Below are 18,369 nucleotides of genomic sequence, written 5' to 3' on the forward strand. Positions count from 1 at the left end.
AAATATAAATTAGTTTTACACCTCTACCTAGATTTAAACCTTGAAAACGTTTTATTTTCGCCAAAAAAATCACTTATTTGCCACATATTAATAAATAATGCAAATAGGAATAATCGGCCTTGGAGACATGGGCAAACTTTACGCGAAACATTTCGCTAAAGCGGGATATGATGTATGTGGATCGGATTTGCCTCATCTTAATGAAAAACTGAGTGAAGAACTGGCTCCATCCGGCATTCAGGTATTGGTAGATGGCAATGCAGTGTCACGCAGAAGCGATGTTATCTTCTACGCTGTTGAGGCGGAGAAGATAGATGAAGTGGCGGCAAAGTTCGGTCCGTCTACAAAATACGGGGCAATCGTTGCCGGCCAGACCTCAGTTAAGACACCTGAAATAGCAGCTTTTGAAAAACATCTTCCAAAAGACGTGCAAATAATTACCTGTCATTCTTTACACGGGCCGGGCTTTGCACCTGTAGGACAGACGCTGATTGTTATCCCACATCGTTGTAGCGCGGAAGCGTATATGCGTATGGTAGATCTTTTAACCGTTTTAGGTTCTGAGCTTGTAGAAATATCCGACTATCATACTCACGATAAAATAGTGGCAGATACTCAGGCTGTAACCCATATGGGTTTTGAAAGTATGGGAACAGCCTGGAAGGAAGCAGGTATATTTCCCTGGGAAAATGGCGCCTATAAAGGCGGGATCGACAATGTGAAAATTTTAACTATGCTGCGGATCTTCAGTTATAAATCACACATTTATGCAGGCCTGGCTATTTTAAACCCATACGCGAAATTGCAGGTCAAAAAATACGCACAATCAGAGTCTGACTTGTTTAAGATGATGATTATGGAGAAGGAAGACGATTTTCGCAAACGGATTTATAAAGTGCGGGATTATCTTTTCCCTGATGACAAACAGTTCTTACTGCTGGATAATCAGATCATGAAAGAATATTCACTTTCAGGATTAGGAACGCAACACACGGCAAACTCACACTTGAGTTTACTGAGTATGGCAGATGCCTGGTATCGCCTGCAGATCAATCCGTATGACAATCTGATTTGCCAGACTCCCCCTTTCCGGTTAAGACTGGGAATAGTAGAATACCTTTTCAGAGATAAAGATTTGCTGGAAGAATCTATAGCAGCTGCTATTTATGATAAACAGATCAGAGCAGACGATCTGGAATTCCATTCTGCGGTGAGAGAATGGTCTTCGATAATAGGTTATGGTGACTTAAACGGTTACAAACAACATTTCGATGCGGCAAAAGCATTTTTTGCAGACAGATTGGAAGAAGGTCGCATACAAAGTGCGGAGATGATCAGCAGGCTGAATAAAAACAACTGATACGAATTCAAATGCGTTTAAACCCAATAATCACGGGTTTAAGCGCATTAAATGTACCGGCGAATAATTTCCTGGAGCTGAGCAGCAGGAATCACGCCTGACTGCCGCCATTTAATCTGTCCGTTTTTAAACAGAATCAAAGTCGGAACACCCTGAATCTGGTATTGCGCAGAAACAGCAGGATTCTTGTCCACATCAACTTTAAGGATCTTAGCATCCTCTCCTATCATTTCTTTGAGCTGCTTGAGTATAGGCGCCATCATTTTACATGGACCACACCACTCAGCAGAAAAATCGACCAGCACCGGCTGATCTGCCTGGATAATTGAATTAAAATTCGACATGCGCAGAAATTTTAAAAATGCAATATTTAATATAGGAATTTTTCGCTGTTAAACCTGTGAACCGGAGAGAAAACTGAAAAACCCCTTAAAATAAGAAGCGGAGATATTCCAGAAGAATATCCCCGCCATCTAATTAACGCTCTCCATATAAAGACGCGTTATTTATCCTTTTATTGTGTAGTAATTATTTTTTTTCAAAAAAAGATCGAGATTATACACCCAGCGTTTTCCGATGTCTGAAAAACATCTGTGAGATTGGTATGAGCATTAATCCGCATAAGCCGAAAATTATAAAAGAAACTCTTAGATTAAAAGCATGAGCAAGGTAACCGATTAAAGGTGGCCCGAGCAGCATACCTGTAATGGAATAGGTTGCAATAATTGAGATAGCCATGCCAGGAGAATATTTAGATGAAGCACCGGCCAGTGCATAAGACATAGGCACTACAGCTGCCGTTCCAAAACCCACTAGCGAGAAGCCAATCATTGCTGTCCAGAATGTAGGGACAATAATAGCCATTGCAATACCGGCCACGATGAATAATGCGCTCATAATATAAGTGGCAGGCATCCCGAACCGGGCAATAATCAGATCAGAAAGAAATCTCGACAACGCCATAAAGGTCATGAAGATCAGATATCCATAAGTGAAGATCTTCACATTCAGAACTTCCTGGAAATATATCCCACTCCAGTCAAACATTCCACCCTCGCAAATTGCAGAACAAAAAACAACCAGTCCAAGATAAAGAATATATGGATCTGGTTTACCCATAATTATTTTGTTTCCAGTTGAAGACCTGTCATCTTTCAACAGGTATTTAAAGGCATAACATGTCAGCGCCAGCGCAATAACTGCTACAATAACCAGATGCAGCTGCAGAGATATGTTCAGCGCAATCAATAAAGTAGAGAATGCTACTCCGGCAATTCCGCCAGTACTCCAGAAACCGTGAAATGAACCGATAATTTTTTGTTCAAACTGTTGCTGCAGCGTTATAGCCTGTGTGTTAACCGAGATATTAAAAATACGGGTGGTAAAGGCAAAAAGAACTACAGCAATTACCAAAGAATACGTTTGCTGGGTAAATCCGATCAGGGCCAGCGACAATGCGTTTAACCCATAACCGATTGCCAGTGGTACCCGGCTGTTATATTTTGCTACAAGCCAACCTGAAATTGGAAGACCAATCAACGAGCCCACGGGCATCGCCAGTAATATAGCACCGAGTTCGGCCTCGTTAAAACCAAATGCTGTTTTAATAGTTGGAATACGGGAAGCCCAGGTCGCAAAGCTGAATCCCGACATGAAGAAAAACAAACTTAGAAAAATGCGGTGTTTACTTTTAGAAATCATTATCGTAAGAAAGCCGCAAAGATAACTATATATACAATAATAGTTCCTGCCAGGCCTCTAGCTTTTGTTCAAATGTTTTACCCGCGTTAGCCCGGCTTGGTGAAGGAAGTAAATGGTAACTTTTATCGGCGCTAAATCCTACCTGCTTTCGATAGAACTCTTCTGCCTTTTTACTATCAAAAAAGATATGCTTCAGATTCGGATAAGCCAGATAAAATCGGGCAAAATCATTTACAGTGGCATTTCTGATCTGACTGTCGAGACTTCCAACACAAGTACAGGATTCTAACACATCCCAAAGCGCAATTCCGTGACCGAGTAAAAAAGAAGTACGTTCAGTATATTCCAGGCTTGGCTGCAAATTAAAAAGACCATAAATAAGCTTCCAAAAATGATTACCCGCATGTCCATAATATTGTCCCAGCTGTAATGAACGCTCTCCCGGCATGGTTCCTAAAAGTAAAACTGTGCAATCCTGATGAATGATTGGAGGGAAAGCTATTTTGAGTGAATTATTCTTATCCATTGATACTTTTAACAACGCAAAGATAAAAATGTTCCCCTGAGCACAGATCCCGTTAAGAACCTGTAAGGTTTAAGCCCGGATAATGCTACCTTTGCAGAAGTTATACCAAAATTACCCATGATACAAATCGGACAATACAACGAACTGAGAATAATCAATAAAACTGAAGCGGGCCTGATTCTCTCTGATGGAGACAAAGAGGCACTTCTTCCTTATAACCATGTATCTGCGGATGCAGTAGTAGGAGAAAACATCAATGTGTTTGTCTATATGCATAAAGACGGAAAGCTTCATGCGACATCTCAAAAACCATTGGCCTGCGTTGGTGACTTTGCTTATCTGACAGTAGTTGAAGCCGGAGAAAATGGTGTTTTCATGTCTATAGGAATCGATAAAGATGTTTATGTCCCTGAAAAAGAACAAAAAAGACCTATGTTCAAAGGAGATAAACATGTTGTTTATGTTTTCCTTGATGACAGTAATGACCGGATGGTAGCCTCTTCCAGGCTGACCAATTTCGTGGAAGAAGAAGAGATCAATTTTGAAGAAGGTGATGAAGTCAGCTTGTTAATAGCCGACCGCAGTGACCTGGGATATAATGCGATCGTTGATAATAAATATATCGGATTACTGTACACAAATGAATTATTTGATCAGTTAAATCCAGGTGAAGTACGTAAAGGATGGATCAAAAAAGTACGCGTTGAAGGTAAAATAGATCTTAGCCTGCAGCCAATGGGTTACGGCCACATCCTGGACATGAAAGAAATCTTGCTAAAAATGCTGGAAGAAAACCAGGGAATTATCCACCTTGGCGATAAAAGTTCACCTGATGATATTTACGACCTCTTAAAAATCAGTAAAAAAGCATTCAAGAAAACAACAGGGGCTTTATATAAAGAACGGATTATTACAATTGGTGATCATGAGATCAGATTGTTATCTGAATAAAGAACAGATTATAATATAAAACATGAGGCCGGATATTTAATATTCGGCCTCATGTTTTTTGAAAGCAATAATTAATTACGGGTACGTCTCAGGCTTCAACTTCATACAACATCCAGATAGTACAAGAATAATGACCCGTATTGCCGATTGGTTTGTCTAATAAGCGGAAACCTAGTTTCTCATACACGCCTACTGCAGTTTTCAATTCGGTTAAGGATTCAAGATAAATATACCGGTAACCCAGATTCTGAGCCTGCCCTATACATTTACGAATGAGCAGCTTGCCTAAACCCTGTCCCCTATACTCAGGAAGCAGATACATTTTTACCAATTCGACAGTATCCGGCGGCAGGCCTGCAGAAGGGAAAACACCTACTCCTCCGATAATTTTATCTCCATCCAGCGCTATAAAATACTGGCTTGATGCTTCGCGAAATGCCTCATACATATAATCAAGACTCTCATCAAAATAAGCTGTCCCTGGGAGATTTAACCCATATTCCTCTAAACTGCTTCTGATAATAGCAGCTATCGCCTCATTGTCCTGCGGTTCTATGGTTCTAATAGTGATCTGCGTCATTGGTGAAATTTTAAACAAACAAAAATAAACAATCTGAAATTGTTCAGAACATTTTTACTCAAAATACGTTGTAACAGATTGAGCTCGAATGACCGCTTAGGCATTCCTTATAAACAGGCCTGGCGGACAATGTATAAAAAATAAACAACAATTGAAATGCACATAAAAATTGGCTTATTCTTGCTTCTGACAAGCCTTACAAATCTGGTTACTGCGCAAAACATCACCTACCAGCTCCAAAATCCAAAAGATGGGTCATCAAATACTGTATCAGTTAGCAAAACCGGCGATGAAATTCAAATCAATATCCTGGCACGCTGGAATGATCAGGCCGAAACATATGGACAATTTAATGGCAAAGGAAAACTAGAACACGGGCAGGCTGTGATCAGCAGCGATAGTAATGCTTGTAAAGTCAAACTAAACTTCACGGAAACTGGTCTTCAGATTGAATTTATGAATTGTGACGCTAACAGGATTCCTGAACACTTCTCAGGTACCTATACTAAAATCGCCGATCAGGTGACCGGCGATTATCAGGTTAGTGCGAATATCTCTTATTATTTCAGCAAACCAAACCTACAATCCAGAAAGAAAGGCTTCCTGAAAGCCGGTGACCAATGGCAGATTGAAGAAGTATTCCCTGGAAACTGGGCATTTGCAACCCTCCGTTCCGGAGATAAAACGCTTTTCGGTTATGTAAGGCTGCAAGATTTACGCTTTGTAAGAACGTATCTTTTTGATTGAGTCATAAACTCCGTCCCATAGTTTCACTCGCTGCTGCAACGCCTCTATAGTCACCTGCTGCGCTTTTGACCAGACTTCCGCGTTTTCACCACAAAGCTCGGCCGTCATCTCCAGCGCAAGGTTACTGTGATGATCACCATCTACTTCAATATGTCTTTCCATATAATATTTGAGAATCCCCAGCTGATCAGGAAATTTCTGATTCAGATCTGCAACGATTGAAATGAACATATTGGGAATCAGGTCTTCACGACCAAAAGTAAAAGCAGCCGATTGAAGCGGATAGTCAAGGCTGTCAATCAAACTGAAAGTAAACTTCATAAATTCCTGTGCCGCCAAAGGCACCTCTGCTATCTGGCAGGCTTCTTCTATGGAGTGTCCGGATTGTAAATGAGAAAGGAAAGTCTTAACAGGAGCTGTATTTGCCTTACACTGATCCATAGCTTCCAGATATAATTCAAAGTGACTTTTACGGACCCCCAGGTGATCGAGATCTGATTCTTCACCTGTTACAATTTCATTGATCAGGTAGCGGGTATTTGGGTTACCCACAGGAAACCAGGGTGTAGTAGTACAAGTCAGGCCTTGTTGCAAAGCTTTAAGCAGCGACATAAAATCCCAAACTGCATATACATGAAACTCCATAAATACCCTTAGAGATTCCAGATCTTCTATCTCATTATAGACATGGTGATGGATAATTTCCTGCCTTAAAGGCTCAATATGTTCCTGTATTTTTACTATTCCTGAATGCATTGTGTTTTCAATATTTAGCGCAAAGGTATTTCAATATATCACTGATGCTATCAACGGCTTTATTTTTTACATTTCAAAAGCAATCTCCTCCTTGCCTTGTTCGGGCCATGTTAGAGTCTTGGTTTACCGTTGGTTTAGGTTAACCCAGTGTTGACCCGAGTTTTAAGGGGGTTGACCCGATGTTGTTCGAAGAAAGATGGGTCAACCTTATTTAACGACAATAAAAATAGCTTGGATTGTAAAGGAAAACTAGAGTAATAGCCTCTCAATCATGCTGTTCACTCTTTTTAGTTCTGAAACTGTAAATCAGATAAAAAAGTGCCGGCAAAATAAAAACACTACCGATTAACAGTGCCCAGCCCAGACCTGCAATGGTCTTATATTGCCCCTGATGAGTTAAAAGGCTCAGATTTTCGCCGCCTTTTAGTAAAACAATATCTGGAAAGTGGCTATAGGTTGCCGCAAAAAGAATCATACTTACCTGAAAGCCAGCAAAGAACCGGAGTATAATTGCATGCCCCTTATTCAATTCGATAAAAGTAAGTATTAAGGAGATGGTAGCCAGTATCAGAGCGATTACGCCTGGATAATCACTAAAAATCCAATCCAGCAATGGGATATTCTCTGCATAGGCAGCCATAAACACCAGTGCACCAGCTCCCATAACGACAAAGATTACCCGCCTGGCTTTTCTAATAAATAAAGCACGGTCGTCAGGATGTGTGGTTTCACCAATAATGAATATAGTTGCCAGATAGGCGCATATTGTTACGGTAAAAAGTCCCACACTCAGTGAGAACCAATTCAGCCAGCTAAAGATATAGGCAGATACAAAGTCTGCAGCCTGAAGATCTATCTGACCAGAGACCGAACTGGCCGCAATAATCCCCAGAAAGAAAGGAGTAACCACGCTGGATATCACAAAAATAGGTGTATACACCTTCTGCATCCCGTCTTTTACTGCATCATAATTTCTAAAAACGAAGGCTGTTCCTCTGGCGATAATACCCAGCAACATACAAACAAGTGGAATATGAAGGTAGACAGAGACAGTGGTATAGATCTTTGGAAAACCAACAAAAAGTATAACAATCACAATAATCAGCCACATATGATTTGCTTCCCAGACCGGCCCAATAGCTTCATACATATTTCTTCGGGTACGGTGCCTGTTCTTTTTTGAAGTAAAAAGCTCCATGATTCCTGCGCCAAAATCAGCCCCGCCCAGTAAGATGTATAATAAAATGGCTGTCCAGAGAAAAACAATAACTACATATACCATGACTTAAGAATTGTTTGTTTGAGATGAGGAATCATATAATTTACCGACCATAGTAATTTGTCTATATAATAATACACTGACAATCACGGCTAAAGAGATGTAAACAGCAGTAAACAGATAAAATGAATACGCAATCCCTGGCATTGGCGTTACTGCATCTGCCGTACGCATTACGCCATGAATAATCCAGGGCTGCCTGCCGACCTCTGTTACAGTCCAACCGGCTTCTAAAGCAATATATCCCATAGGAGTAGCGATTACGAAAAGACGTAAAAGCCATTTACTATCCAGCCAGTGCTTCTTCTTAACTAAAGCATAAAAATAGATCAGAGCCAGGCCCAGCATGAGCATTCCAAGACCTACCATGAGTTGAAATGCATAGTGTGTGATCGCTACAGGCGGATGATCCTCCACCGGAATACTATCCAGACCTTTTACCTCTCCGTTAAAATCTCCTGTGGCCATAAAACTAAGGGCTTTTGGAATTTTGATCGCATACTTTACTGTTTTATTTTCTACATCAGGTATGCCTCCGATAATTAACGGAGCGCCTTTTTCAGTATGAAAATGCGCTTCCATTGCCGCCAGTTTTGCAGGCTGTCTGCCGGCAACGTCTTTTGCCGAAATATCGCCGCTGATAGGCTGCAGACAGGCGGCAATAGTAGCAAATATTGCCGCAATTTGAAATGCCTTGCGATGAAACAGTACGTTCTTTCCTTTCAAAATCATTAACGCATGCACTCCCGCCACCGCAAACCCGGTAGAAACAAAGGCAGCGATACACATATGCAGGGCCTGCGAAAACCAGGCATCATTGAACATCGCCTTAACAGGATCGATATTCAGGTATTGTCCGTCTATAAAATCGAAACCGGCAGGACTGTTCATCCAGGCATTAGCGGCAACCACCAGAATTCCGGAAAGTAATCCACTGACACCGACTATCACACCAGTAAACCAATGAAACCAGGGATGGAATTTGTTCCAGCCATACAGATAAAATCCAAGCGCTATTGCCTCAATAAAAAAGGCCGTTCCTTCCAGAGAAAACGGCATTCCAAAAATCGGACCGGCATGCTCCATAAAACGGGGCCATAACAAACCCAGTTCAAAGGATAGTACTGTGCCTGAAACTGCCCCTGTCGCAAAGAAAATTGCGACACCTTTACTCCAGGCTTTGGTGACGTCCAGGTAAACCGGATCCTTCCTTTTCAACCAGAAATAATGTGCGGTACACATGAAGAATGGCATGACCATACCAATACAGGAGAAAACGATGTGAAAGCCCAGAGAAAAGGCCATCTGAAGTCGGGCAGCTAAGAAATCTTCCATAAAGGCAAAAGTAAGAGTTATACCGTTTCAAAGCAGATTTAACACAATAGAATTGCCCTTGAAATGTAATATTCTGACCAGTTACCGCCCATATTAAATAACCGGTTTATTACTAACCGGCGGTACTATCAGTTCTTTGTTTGCACCCGGTCTTACAATCATCCTTAAGGACTGGTCCCGTGTAAAATAAGCAACCATCCAGTTATATAAAGTTTTGATCTGATTCCTGGAATTGATTAATGAAATGAGGTGAATAAACAGCCACATGAGCCAGGCTATAAAACCACTAAAAAACATTTTAGGTTTTGGAAGGTCAGCTACCGCTTTGTTACGGCCGATAATAGCCATAGACCCTCTATCATGGTAGGCAAATGGTTTCTTTGGCTCAGATTTAGAAATGCGTACCAGGTTCTTACCAAGATTGTCGGCCTGTTGCATAGCAACCTGCGCCAGTTGAGGATGGCCTTGTGGGAAATTACTATCTGTCAGTTGTATACAGGTATCTCCAAGTGCATATATATTATCCGTTCCCTGTATCAGGTTAAATGCATCTACCTGTAAACGTTTCCCTTTACCATACGCCTCTGCCGGAACCCCTTTAAAAACCATAGCAGTTACACCTGCGGCCCAGATCAAATTTTTAGTAGTAATTGTCTCCCCGTTAGCAAAATGAACCTGATCGTCAACAAAGTCTTTAACCATCATATTCAGTTTCACCTTCACGCCCATTTTCAATAAGGCATTATAAGTGTATTGTTGAGATTTTTCGCTCATCGGCGTCAGTACGGCAGGCAGGCCATCAACAAGATAAATTTCCCCGCCAGAACCAGAAAGTTCCGGATAATCTTTAGCGATGATATGCTTTTTCATCTCCGCGAACATACCCGAGATCTCTACCCCTGTAGGGCCACCGCCTGCAACGACAACAGTAAGCAATTTTTTACGCTCAGCAGGATCCTGAGTCCGGGAAGCCAGCTCTAATCTTTCCAGCAGCGTATTACGCATTTGCAATGCGTCCGAAAGCGTTTTCATGGGTATGGCATGCTTTGCCACGCTTTCCATCCCGAAATAATTCGTTTCGCAGCCGGTAGCGAGTACGAGTATATCATAACTGACTTCTCCTGTTGAAAACATCACTTTGTTTTGTTCTGGAAAAACCTCCTGCAACTCACCCATCCAGAATTGAATATTATCTTTCCCTCTCAGTAATTTACGGAACGGGTAACTGATGTTAGAACTTTCGAGATAGCCTGTAGCTACCTGATAAATGAGTGGAGGAAAGAAATTGTAATTGTTTTTGTCTGCAAGTATAACTTCAAAATTGGTATGTCCGGCAAGCTGTTTAGCCAAATTTACACCAGCAAAACCGCCTCCAATAATTAGAACTCTTTTTTTATTCTGATCCATTATATATAGCTATATATGATTTTAAAACTAAAACAGAATTGTACCGGTGATGTTTTCAAATAGACTATTATTTCAGCATGGCACCAGAAATATTGCAAAAATAACTTAATTTGTATCAAATGAGCGACAAAGATCTTCAACCCCTGAATACCTTCACCAAGGGTAAATATGTGTTTACCGGTAATCTCCAGGAACGTCTCCTGACAGACAACCCCGTACCGGTCATATGGGCCGATGGTCTGCGCATGCATTTATCGGATGGTAAACAGGTGGGCGATAGCGGCCAGTTTCCCGTAAGTGACCTGATTTTAAAATCTTCTGTTTTTTTGGAAGATGATGGCAGGAAACTAGAGGCTCATAAACTATATACCTGGCCGGCAAATCTTGGAATCACAAAAGACTGGACTGCTGCAAAAACCAGTTTTCTGCAGGAGTTTGTTTTAAATTTCCCAATCGAGATCATCACTGTACATCCTGAACAGGGGCTCACCTGGAAATTTATTACGCCAGAACAGTTTAAGAAATTCCCTGAAAACTTCGAAGCTAAATCAGCGTTCAAGGACTTCTTTGCAAATCCGGAAACATATTTCTTTTTAAGGAGACCTCTTCAGGATCCTAAATAATTCAGACCGGTAAACGCGTATTAAAAATAACGTTCGAAGGTTAACCCGTAACTAAACATCAGGTTCTCCCTGTCGGTACGGGAGATTCTATTATATTGAAAAGCAGTAGTCAGACTAAGCCATCTATTTAATTTAAAAGCGATACTGGAAACGGATTTGAAAGTGTAGTCATCTTTGTCGTTCAATGACGGCTGAAAGAAGGAAGAACTATTTAGCTCAATCAAATTTCTGTAGATATATTTCCCGGTTAAACGCAGAGAGTTACGCCAGGTATGATAGATTTCCCTGTCGATATCATTTAACATCAGGTCGCTGGAATCGAAAAGGATTCCATCACTCAGATTCAGATAGGCATTATCAGAATCGATAAAACTATAGGCTATCCCTGCGCCGGCCAGCAATTGATTATTAATTTTAAGAGACTTGCTGGTATTATAATTTACAAGGCCCCAGAAAAAAGTTCGTGGAAAACCTTTGTACAAGTTAAAATCCAGTGCTGATGAATAATCATTGTTAGTCAGCTTGCTGTCTTGCTTACCGTAAATCCAGGTATTGTTCCAGTTCAGACTATATGATTTTTTCCTGACACCTATCTTGGCAGCATTGTTAAGCAGCCAGGACTGACCGTCGTTGGTTTTATTGAATGCACCTGTACTAGTATACCGGATCTGGTAAGCTGTACTATCCGTAAACTGTGCAGAAGCACTCGCGGTAAAACATAAACCTATATACAAGAGAATCTTCAGTTTCTTTATCATTTCGCTTACCCGGTAACTCCTAGGCTTTCCGGTTTTCTTTACATAGCTGGCCTCAGGCCGGATTCTGGTTAAAATAATTTAACAATACGTATAACCAGATTGTTTGCAGACCCCGGAAAATCGGCAACACGATATTGTATTGTCAGAATACGGTCATACATAAACATCAAACATCTGATGTTTAAGATTAACCCTACCTTTGAAACATCAGACGTTTACATATGCAGCCAAGAGTTAAACTTTCAGATAAAGTCATCGCCTCCATCAGGGAGGACATTGCATCCGGCAAACTAAAAAAAGGTGAAAAGATTCCAGCCGAACCGGAGTTAATGGAGCTCTATGGCGTTGGCCGATCCACGATCAGAGAGGCTATTAAAACACTCGCCATCGCCGGAACTCTAAAAGTGCAACAGGGATCAGGTACATTTGTAACCTCCCTTCCCCGTAATGAAACCCTTTCACAACGATTGAGACGCGCAGAATTCCAGGAAATTAATTCTGTAAGGCTTATGCTGGAAAAGGAAATTATCAGGCTTGCTTGCCAGAATTACACGTCAGCAGACCTGGAGCAGATCCGCCTGCATCTTCAGGAACGGGGTCTGGCGATTCAGAACCAGCAGCAGCAGAAATGTGCAGACGCAGATATTGCTTTTCATATCTCCATAGCCAAAGCATCCGGAAACAAGGTTCTTACCGACCTATACCAAAGTTTCACGCTGGTCATCAGAGATTTTTTCAGTAAAAGAAAAGAAGAAAACATGAAGCATTTCGAAAATAGTCATCCGATGCATCAGAAGCTGGCGGCCGCAATTGCTGCCAGAGACCAGAAAATGGCTGAAGAGGTAACTCAATATATATTAGAAAATAATTACTAGAAAACATGACCATACTAACTTTCACCCTGATCCTGCTGGCAGGTGCTTATCTCGCCGGACTCGCCGGCTCATTAACCGGACTCGGCGGTGGCGTGGTTATTATCCCGCTACTTACACTTTTTTTTCACGTAGACATCCGTTACGCTATTGGTGCAGCACTTGTCGCCTCAATCGCGACCTCATCAGGTTCGGCGAGCGCTTACGTTAAAGAAGGTATAACCAATGTCAGACTGGGCATGTTCCTGGAAATAGCTACTACAGTGGGTGCAGTTGCAGGTGCTATCATTGCAGTCTATACACCTGTAAATACTGTAGCAATAGTCTTTGGTGTAATGCTCATCTTCTCTGCATCCATGACGCTCCGCAAAAAGAACGAACAAATCCTGACTGAGGGAAGCAGAATGAGTGACATTCTAAAGTTAAACAGTACCTATCCAAGCCCGGAAGGGCCGGTTCCCTATAAATTAAAGCACATTGGTCGCGGTTTTTCAGTTATGACTATCGCCGGTGTTCTATCTGGTTTACTAGGTATAGGTTCCGGTGCCCTAAAAGTGCTGGCCATGGATACCGCCATGCGCGTACCTTTTCGCGTAAGTACCACAACCAGTAATTTCATGGTTGGGGTCACCGCAGCGGCAAGTGCAGTTGTTTACTTACAACGCGGATATATCGATCCCGGAATAGCATTTCCCGTTGTTATCGGTGTACTGGCAGGTGCCATAACCGGGAGTAAGATACTGATGAAGATTAATGTAAATGCGCTGAAATTGATTTTCAGTATTGCAATTACACTGATCGCAATTAATATGATTTATAACGGCTTCAACCATAAATTCTAAACCATGAAAGCACAGATTAAAAAGAAATTGACAGATTACGATATGCAGCAGCTTATCGGTCAGGTGTTACGGGTTGGCGTTATTCTTTCCGGAACGATAGCCGGCATTGGCGGAATTTGGTATTTATTCCAGCAGGGCTCCGGCACACCTCACTACGGTACTTTTACCGGAGAGCCTGCCGGATTCACCAGTCTGACTGGTATTTACAAAGGTATATTAACAGGAAGTGCTGCTGAGATTATTCAGCTGGGTGTCGTTATTCTGATTGCAACGCCGATTATCCGGATTATATTTTCACTTTTTTCCTTCATACTGGAAAAGGATGGGCTATATGTGATAATCACGCTGATCGTATTAAGTGTAATTCTTTTCAGTATGTTCGGCGGATTAAAGGTTTAGACCGCGGAATTAATTGTATTTGGTTGTTTACTGCGGTACCAGATAAAAACACCGGTCGCTACCAACCCGATCACACCTTCGATAAGTACCGCAGGCCTTGGCCCAATCAGATGCGCAACCCAGCCGATTAGCAGACTGCCTATCGGAAGCAGGCCCTGGTAAGCCATAATATAATAGCTGATAGCACGTCCACGCATCTCCGGGGCCGCATGAGTTTGGATATACGTGTTAATTGCTGAGGTCTGCGCCATCATTCCTAATCCGGAAACAGCCATAAATAATAAGGCAAGCGGCAACTGGGGAGCATAAGATAAAAGCAACAGGCTAATTCCAAAAATCCCTCCAGCTACGGCGATCAGCTTCATCAAAGTATTTGTGTTTTTCAGATTGGCCATATATATCGCACTCAGCACAGACCCGATACCAGCTGCACTTTCGAACCAGCTGAAGGTACGGGCATCACCGTTAAAAATGTCTTTAGCAAAAACGGGCATCAGCGTATTAAAAGGAATCACAAATAAGCTGGTAATACCGATCATGATAATCATACTGCTCAACTCTTTATCACCGGAAACATAACGAAAACCCTCTTCTAGCTCTTTCCATATACTTTTCTCTGTATGCTGAATTACAGGCGCTTTTAGATTCATCAAAAATAAGCATCCCAGTACAGGGATATAACTCAGAAAATTACCGATAAAACAAAAATCTGTTCCGAAAGCACTTAATATAATTCCCGCAACGGCCGGCCCGGCGATCCTTGCAAAATTATTCATCGTTGTGTTCAATGCAATTGCATTGGGAAGGTCTCCGGGGTCATCAACAAGCTCTACCATCATTGACTGGCGGCAGGTCATATCAAAAGCATTAATAATACCCTGCACCAGACTAAGCAGAATGATCAGCAGAATATTGTGAAATCCAAAAAAAACTATACCAGCAAGCGCGCCTGCCTGAAGCATCGAAATAATCTGAGTGATTACCAGAATTTTATACCGGTTATGACGATCTACCAGACTCCCTGCATAGGGAGACAAAAACAAAGATGGAATCAGACTGACAAAACCCACTACCCCTAAAAGGATCGCCGAACCAGTCAACTGATAAACAAGCCAGCTGACCGCTGTTTTTTGCATCCAGGTTCCGATCAGAGAGATTGATTGTCCATAAAAGAAGAGTTTAAAGTTTGGTGATTTGAGTGAACGGAAAAGAGTCATTGTGTATATTTTCTTATTGTGCCAAATTTCGGCATTCGGAATATATTTGTAAAATTGATTGTTTTAATGATATTGATTAGTTTTACTAATCAATTATGGAGATCAGACAGCTCGGATATTTTATAAAAGCAGCAGAAATGCTTCACTTCACAGCCGCTGCAGAAGCATGCTTTGTGACCCAGTCTACGCTTTCGCAACAAATCAAACAATTAGAAGATGAACTGGGCCTTCTCCTGTTTGACCGGATTGGAAAACAAGTCCGGCTAACTGAGGCCGGAAGTGTATTTTTACATCATGCAAAACAGATTATTCTGGATATTAAGAAATCTAAACAGGCCATTTTTGAATTAGCAAATCTGGTTAACGGAGAGTTGAAAATAGGTGTTACTTACGCCTTTAGTTCGCTCCTTTTACCGGCACTTGGCCCCTTCTCAGCTCAGTATCCCGGTATTAGAATTCATGTAGAGTACGGCACTGCAGGAGAACTGGAGAATAAACTCCGTACAGCAGACCTGGATATTATTCTTGCTTTTCACGAACAATCGGACAACATGGGTCTGGAAATGGAGCCGCTGTTTTCATCGCGGATTATGATGGTTACTTCCCGCCGAAACCCTGCTGCACTGCTTAAAAAGATTTCTTTGAAGGAATTGGGGAAACTGGAATTAATCCTTCCCAGTAATGGCTTCAGTTCGAGAGATCTGCTCAACGAAATTTTCAGAAAGAATCAAATTATTCCCAATATCAAAATAGAGATGAATGATATACACAGTCTGCTTTCAATGGTTGAAAAAGGAAACTGGTCAACAATAATCAATGAAAAAGTGGTAGGCAACTGGGCGTCTCTTTGTGCGGTTCCGATAACCGGCAAAGAGTTGCATAAACAGGCTTTCATCTTATGGCAGAAAGGTGTATACAGGAAAAGAGCTGCTGTATTATTTGTAGAAGAGCTGATGAAAGTTTATAAAGGGGCTCCAAAAAAGCCCCTGATATCAGACTTGTAATGATAGGCGATATTGAAAAATATCTTCTACAGAAACTACTGTCGATGACTGCTTTCTGGCAAATAAGGAAATTTCAGGTAAGCGCGCCATTGTTCCGTCTTCATTAGTCAGTTCGCAAAGTACAGCCGCTGGTTTAAGACCGGCAAGTATCATCAGATCTATACTGGCTTCGGTATGACCTCTTCTCCCAAAAACCCCGTCTGCATTGGCACGAAGTGGAAATATATGGCCTGGTCTTGATAAATGCTCAGCTTCTGCGTTATCTGCAACTGCTGTTCTTATAGTCTGTATTCTGTCGGCTGCAGAAACACCAGTTGTGACACCTTCTTTTGCCTCAATAGTAATAGTAAAAGGGGTATGAAACTTACTGGTATTTACCTGCACCATTGGGTGAAGTTCCAGCCGATCTGCGTGGTCGGCAGTCAGACACAGACATACGATACCGCTGCACTCGCGGATCATCAGGGCCATATCTGAAACACTCATGTTCTCTGCGGGAAAAATCAGATCACCTTCATTTTCTCTGCTCTCATCATCTACAACAAGGACCCCTCTCCCTGCCTTAAGGCTTTCAAGGGCATTTTCAACTCTCTCCTTATAATTATTCCCGAATAATGACAGTTCATTGTGATCTTCCATAAAAAATATTAATTGTGATTACGGCTGCAAAGGTGAAGATTAAACTGTTCATTTCAAATTAAAGAAATCATTCCCTGATTTTTCAGGCAGGGAAGGTCAGATAAAACCGGGTGCCTTTGCCCAAAGTGCTTTCCAGGCGGATTTTACCATGCTGAATATCCATGAAATCTTTACACAAAACCAGCCCCAAACCGATCCCTTTTTCCTGGTTAGTACCAAAAGTATTCTCAGACTGCAGGCGGAAGAGGCTCTTAATCCGGTCATCGGCAATGCCAATACCGGTATCAGAAATACAGATTATGCAGGTGCCTCCATCTTGGGACTCTTCTGCTTTAATCTGAATGAGCCCTCCCGAAGGGGTAAATTTGATGGCATTGTTCAACAGGTTCCTGATAACCAATTCCAACATATCCCTGTCTGCGGTTAACCTCATTTCTTCTGGCACAGACGCCTCTATGGTAATATTTTTTTGTGCAGCCAGGCTTCTTTTAAGTGCCAGCGTTTCTTTAATCGCCTCTGCCAAAAAGATTTGCTGCAGTTTGACATGGATACCTTCCATCTGACTTTTGCTCCATGCCAGGAGGTTTGTCAATAATTGTCCGGTATACTTCGTCTCTTTTAATAGTCCCTCACTAACCATTCTGGTCTCATCTTCGGTGAGATCGGTATGAAGAGACAATTCCAGATAGGACTGTATTGAATTCAAAGGAGAACGAAGGTCATGTGCAAGAATGGAAAAAAGCCGGTTTAATGAGGAGTTTGAATGCTTTAAAGCCGCCGATCTTTCTTCAACCAGAAAACGTTCCCGGTTATATTGATTGGTTAAAGTACGCATGAGGACATAAATAAAAAGCAGCGATAATGCGTAAAGAAAAACGGCATCCACATATCTGAGATACATACTATCGTATTTACCCTGGAGCTCATCCGGATTATGATACTGAAAATAAAACAAACCTGAAACAACACCTAAATTTACGATCATCCAAAACCAGCGTTGCTTTAATGGAACCATTGCCATGAGCAGGAGAAAAAAGACAAGGTAGATTGACAGACCCGGGCCGTCAATACCTGAGCTGTTCAGAAAGTAAAAAACGAACAACGCGTTTCCCTGAACTGCATAAATCAGAATACCTAACCCCAATCTACCTTTAAATCTCGATTGGTAACATGCAAAAACAAGTGCAACCGTCGCCGGCGCAAGAATAAACAGCAAGTTATCTAACCCTGCAAAAAAATCGAATAATAAACCGGAAATGAACAGAATAAGACTGGCCAGACAGGTGACATGAAAGATACGGCTCTCCTGAGAGTGTCCCAATGCCTTGTTCCTGATGGTTTTCCAGGTTTTTGAAGATACTTTACTGCTCATG

Annotated in this window: 20 protein-coding genes; 8 read left to right on the top strand and 12 right to left on the bottom strand. The window is 41.7% G+C overall.

Annotated elements, in window-relative coordinates:
• The first annotated feature begins 97 nt into the window (after positions 1 to 97).
• Complete coding sequence (locus BM192_RS08850) at positions 98 to 1,360, top strand: prephenate dehydrogenase (RefSeq protein ID WP_037439078.1); 1,263 nt, start codon at positions 98 to 100, stop codon at positions 1,358 to 1,360.
• A 47-nt stretch (positions 1,361 to 1,407) separates the two neighbouring features.
• On the opposite strand, the gene trxA is transcribed toward BM192_RS08850, so the two are convergent.
• From trxA to BM192_RS08865, 3 genes are all read right to left on the bottom strand, one after another.
• On the bottom strand, positions 1,408 to 1,704 hold the full coding sequence (trxA, locus tag BM192_RS08855; RefSeq protein ID WP_037439079.1) for a thioredoxin: 297 nt from the start codon (positions 1,702 to 1,704) through the stop codon (positions 1,408 to 1,410).
• 211 nt (positions 1,705 to 1,915) lie between these two features.
• Positions 1,916 to 3,061, bottom strand: a complete 1,146-nt coding sequence (locus BM192_RS08860; protein WP_037439080.1) for an MFS transporter — start codon at positions 3,059 to 3,061, stop codon at positions 1,916 to 1,918.
• A gap of 25 nt (positions 3,062 to 3,086) precedes the next feature.
• The gene (locus BM192_RS08865) at positions 3,087 to 3,587 is read right to left on the bottom strand and encodes a DNA-deoxyinosine glycosylase (RefSeq protein ID WP_037439081.1); all 501 of its coding nucleotides are present in this window, start codon (positions 3,585 to 3,587) and stop codon (positions 3,087 to 3,089) included.
• Positions 3,588 to 3,704: 117 nt separating this feature from the next.
• Between BM192_RS08865 and BM192_RS08870 the strand changes: the two genes are divergently transcribed.
• Positions 3,705 to 4,538, top strand: a complete 834-nt coding sequence (locus BM192_RS08870; protein ID WP_037439082.1) for a CvfB family protein — start codon at positions 3,705 to 3,707, stop codon at positions 4,536 to 4,538.
• Between the two features lie 88 nt (positions 4,539 to 4,626).
• On the opposite strand, the gene BM192_RS08875 is transcribed toward BM192_RS08870, so the two are convergent.
• Entirely contained in the window at positions 4,627 to 5,118 is a 492-nt protein-coding gene (locus tag BM192_RS08875; protein ID WP_037439083.1) for a GNAT family N-acetyltransferase, read from the bottom strand.
• Positions 5,119 to 5,274: 156 nt separating this feature from the next.
• Between BM192_RS08875 and BM192_RS08880 the strand changes: the two genes are divergently transcribed.
• A complete protein-coding gene (locus tag BM192_RS08880; protein ID WP_037439085.1) occupies positions 5,275 to 5,865 on the top strand; it encodes a hypothetical protein in 591 nt (196 codons plus the stop codon).
• Here BM192_RS08880 and BM192_RS08885 read toward each other — a convergent pair.
• The 4 genes from BM192_RS08885 to BM192_RS08900 form a co-directional block, all read right to left on the bottom strand.
• Positions 5,833 to 6,621 (bottom strand): DUF3050 domain-containing protein, encoded by a 789-nt coding sequence (locus tag BM192_RS08885; protein WP_037439086.1) that lies wholly within the window; start codon positions 6,619 to 6,621, stop codon positions 5,833 to 5,835. The two genes, BM192_RS08880 and BM192_RS08885, sit on opposite strands and share 33 nt — an antisense overlap.
• A 265-nt stretch (positions 6,622 to 6,886) precedes the next feature.
• Positions 6,887 to 7,903, bottom strand: a complete 1,017-nt coding sequence (locus tag BM192_RS08890; protein ID WP_037439087.1) for a cytochrome d ubiquinol oxidase subunit II — start codon at positions 7,901 to 7,903, stop codon at positions 6,887 to 6,889.
• Between the two features lie 3 nt (positions 7,904 to 7,906).
• Positions 7,907 to 9,235, bottom strand: coding sequence for a cytochrome ubiquinol oxidase subunit I (locus BM192_RS08895; protein WP_037439088.1), 1,329 nt, complete (start codon positions 9,233 to 9,235; stop codon positions 7,907 to 7,909).
• A 93-nt stretch (positions 9,236 to 9,328) separates the two neighbouring features.
• Positions 9,329 to 10,642: an NAD(P)/FAD-dependent oxidoreductase gene (locus tag BM192_RS08900; protein WP_037439089.1), complete on the bottom strand. Its 1,314-nt coding sequence runs from the start codon at positions 10,640 to 10,642 to the stop codon at positions 9,329 to 9,331.
• A 119-nt stretch (positions 10,643 to 10,761) separates the two neighbouring features.
• On the opposite strand from BM192_RS08900, the gene BM192_RS08905 reads away from it, so the two are divergent.
• Positions 10,762 to 11,265: a hypothetical protein gene (locus BM192_RS08905; RefSeq protein WP_037439090.1), complete on the top strand. Its 504-nt coding sequence runs from the start codon at positions 10,762 to 10,764 to the stop codon at positions 11,263 to 11,265.
• Positions 11,266 to 11,285: 20 nt separating this feature from the next.
• On the opposite strand, the gene BM192_RS08910 is transcribed toward BM192_RS08905, so the two are convergent.
• On the bottom strand, positions 11,286 to 12,023 hold the full coding sequence (locus BM192_RS08910; RefSeq protein WP_037439091.1) for a DUF481 domain-containing protein: 738 nt from the start codon (positions 12,021 to 12,023) through the stop codon (positions 11,286 to 11,288).
• A gap of 221 nt (positions 12,024 to 12,244) precedes the next feature.
• On the opposite strand from BM192_RS08910, the gene BM192_RS08915 reads away from it, so the two are divergent.
• The 3 genes from BM192_RS08915 to BM192_RS08925 are packed head-to-tail and all read left to right on the top strand — an operon-like array spanning position 12,245 to position 14,136.
• On the top strand, positions 12,245 to 12,898 hold the full coding sequence (locus BM192_RS08915) for a FadR/GntR family transcriptional regulator (protein WP_037439092.1): 654 nt from the start codon (positions 12,245 to 12,247) through the stop codon (positions 12,896 to 12,898).
• A 5-nt stretch (positions 12,899 to 12,903) separates the two neighbouring features.
• Entirely contained in the window at positions 12,904 to 13,737 is an 834-nt protein-coding gene (locus BM192_RS08920) for a sulfite exporter TauE/SafE family protein (protein WP_037439094.1), read from the top strand.
• Between the two features lie 3 nt (positions 13,738 to 13,740).
• On the top strand, positions 13,741 to 14,136 hold the full coding sequence (locus BM192_RS08925) for a DUF1634 domain-containing protein (protein ID WP_037439096.1): 396 nt from the start codon (positions 13,741 to 13,743) through the stop codon (positions 14,134 to 14,136).
• On the opposite strand, the gene BM192_RS08930 is transcribed toward BM192_RS08925, so the two are convergent.
• On the bottom strand, positions 14,133 to 15,353 hold the full coding sequence (locus BM192_RS08930; RefSeq protein ID WP_037439098.1) for an MFS transporter: 1,221 nt from the start codon (positions 15,351 to 15,353) through the stop codon (positions 14,133 to 14,135). The two genes, BM192_RS08925 and BM192_RS08930, sit on opposite strands and share 4 nt — an antisense overlap.
• 95 nt (positions 15,354 to 15,448) lie before the next feature.
• Between BM192_RS08930 and BM192_RS08935 the strand changes: the two genes are divergently transcribed.
• Positions 15,449 to 16,357 carry a LysR substrate-binding domain-containing protein gene (locus BM192_RS08935; protein ID WP_051759695.1) on the top strand — a complete coding sequence of 303 codons (909 nt, stop codon included), beginning with the start codon at positions 15,449 to 15,451 and terminating at the stop codon, positions 16,355 to 16,357.
• On the opposite strand, the gene ribB is transcribed toward BM192_RS08935, so the two are convergent.
• Together ribB and BM192_RS08945 are read right to left on the bottom strand one after the other, a co-directional pair.
• Positions 16,346 to 16,996, bottom strand: coding sequence for a 3,4-dihydroxy-2-butanone-4-phosphate synthase (gene ribB, locus BM192_RS08940; protein WP_037439102.1), 651 nt, complete (start codon positions 16,994 to 16,996; stop codon positions 16,346 to 16,348). The two genes, BM192_RS08935 and ribB, sit on opposite strands and share 12 nt — an antisense overlap.
• Positions 16,997 to 17,078: 82 nt before the next feature.
• Entirely contained in the window at positions 17,079 to 18,368 is a 1,290-nt protein-coding gene (locus BM192_RS08945; RefSeq protein ID WP_037439103.1) for a sensor histidine kinase, read from the bottom strand.
• Position 18,369: the final 1 nt, after the last annotated feature.

The organism is Pedobacter antarcticus (assembly GCF_900112985.1).
Lineage (GTDB): Bacteria > Bacteroidota > Bacteroidia > Sphingobacteriales > Sphingobacteriaceae > Pedobacter > Pedobacter antarcticus.